The 1082-nt window shown below is 61.6% G+C and carries 2 protein-coding genes; both read right to left on the bottom strand.

Translation table 11 applies throughout. The features are described from left to right. The coding region (gene hisF, locus V6C16_RS14010) for an imidazole glycerol phosphate synthase subunit HisF (protein ID WP_333543524.1) at positions 1-590 on the bottom strand (590 nt) is incomplete at its 3' end. Further along, a partial coding sequence (gene hisH / locus V6C16_RS14005; protein ID WP_333543523.1) for an imidazole glycerol phosphate synthase subunit HisH occupies positions 580-1082 on the bottom strand: 503 nt, incomplete at its 5' end. The genes hisH and hisF, both read right to left, overlap by 11 nt.

The raw sequence follows: 1082 nt of genomic DNA, 5'->3' as shown, positions 1-1082 counted from the left end.
GCAATGGCACGGGTAAGCTTCAGCTCATAGCCGTCTTTCGTGCCGTCGGCATCAATGGAGTTGACGCACAGCTCACCGGCCCCCAGTTGCTGGCAGCGCCGCGCCCAGGCGATGGCGTCCAGGCCCATGCGCTTGCGCCCGCCGTGGATAACTATTTCATATCCAGAGGGAATTTCAGGGTTTTCAGGCACGGCCAGCACGTCCATCCCCACCACAACGGCCTGGGAGCCAAAGGCGTCTGCACCTTCGCTGATGAGGTGGGGATTTTTCACCGCCGCCGAATTGATGGAGACCTTCTCCGCCCCGGCCAGCAGCACGGCCCGCATGTCGCCCACGCTGGAAATACCGCCGCCCACCGAAAAGGGAATGAAAATCTGCTCGGCCACGCGCTCCACAACATCCAGAAAAATGCCGCGCGCCTCGGCCGACGCCGTGATGTCGTAAAAAACAATCTCGTCCGCCCCTTCTTCATAGTAACGGCGGGCGCTTTCCACCGGGTCGCCGATATCCTCGTTGCCGACAAATTTAACGCCCTTGGTCAGGCGGCCGTTGCGCACATCAAGACAGGGGATGACCCGTTTACTGAGCATGACGCGCCTCCTGCCGGAACCAACGGCAATATTGGTAAAAATTGCTCAGCAGGCGCAAGCCGGGCCTGCCGCTTTTCTCCGGATGGAACTGCGCGGCCCAGAGGCCCTCGCGCCCGTAAAGGGAGCAGAACGTGCGCCCGTAAGTGGTGGTTGCCAGCACCAGGGAAGGATCAGGCTCCACATAATAGCTGTGCACGAAATAATACTCCGCCGCGGGGTCGATGCCGTCCAGCAGAACGCAGGGGGCAACGGCCTCAAGGCTGTTCCAGCCCATGTGCGGAACCGGAGCCGCAGTGCCGTCCTCCTGCCGCATGTGGTCTTCAAAACGGCGGCAGACACCGGGAACAATGCCGAGAGTTTTTGCGGTATTTTCCTCGCTGCTTTCCAGCAGTATCTGGCAGCCCAGGCAGATGCCGAGCAGGGGCTGACCGCGCCGCGCCACATGACGCAAAACCGAGTCCAACCCGGCTTCGGCCAGCACGGACATGGCCT

The organism is Desulfovibrio sp. 1188_IL3213, from assembly GCF_036763145.1.
Lineage (GTDB): Bacteria > Desulfobacterota > Desulfovibrionia > Desulfovibrionales > Desulfovibrionaceae > Desulfovibrio.
This window is presented reverse-complemented; position numbering and strand designations above follow the sequence as displayed.